Here is a 465-nt window from a genome sequence, read left to right as displayed (position 1 = left end):
ACAATATTCATCCCGGGGCATCGTTATCAACGCGCAGGTGTAATTCTCACCGATTTTCGCAGCGCGGCAGTATTACAACTTACCCTGTTCGATGACCTTCAGCCTCATCGTAATAGCGATGAATTAATGACACTCATAGACAGCATTAACAGCTCTGGTAAGGGTTCAGTCTGGTTTGCAGGGCAGGGCATTAAAAGTGATGCCACAGGCTGAAAGATGCGAATAGAAAGACTTTCGCCCGCTTTTACAAACAGATTGGATGATATTGTCAGAGTAAGGTAATCTTTTTTATATTTGCTCAAAACCGCACCATTGACATTACAAACTCTATACGGCAGGGTTTACAGTCTGTTACATGGTGAATAAGTCAAGCGTACTTTTCATTGACCGCTTTTTTAGTAAATATGTTTGGAGGATATGGATCGTGAGGAGTCTTACCGCCATTTTAATAATTCCTGCTCTTGT

1 pseudogene is annotated in these 465 nt (G+C 41.9%); it reads left to right on the top strand.

Annotated elements, in window-relative coordinates:
* Positions 1 to 213 (top strand): annotated as a pseudogene (locus tag M975_RS22000) (DUF4113 domain-containing protein); the annotation flags it as partial.
* Positions 214 to 465: the final 252 nt, after the last annotated feature.

Origin of the sequence: Buttiauxella brennerae ATCC 51605, from assembly GCF_001654925.1 — a bacterium.
GTDB classification, from domain to species: domain Bacteria; phylum Pseudomonadota; class Gammaproteobacteria; order Enterobacterales; family Enterobacteriaceae; genus Buttiauxella; species Buttiauxella brennerae.
Note: the sequence above shows the minus strand (reverse complement) of the source record. Positions and strands in the feature narration are given on the sequence as shown.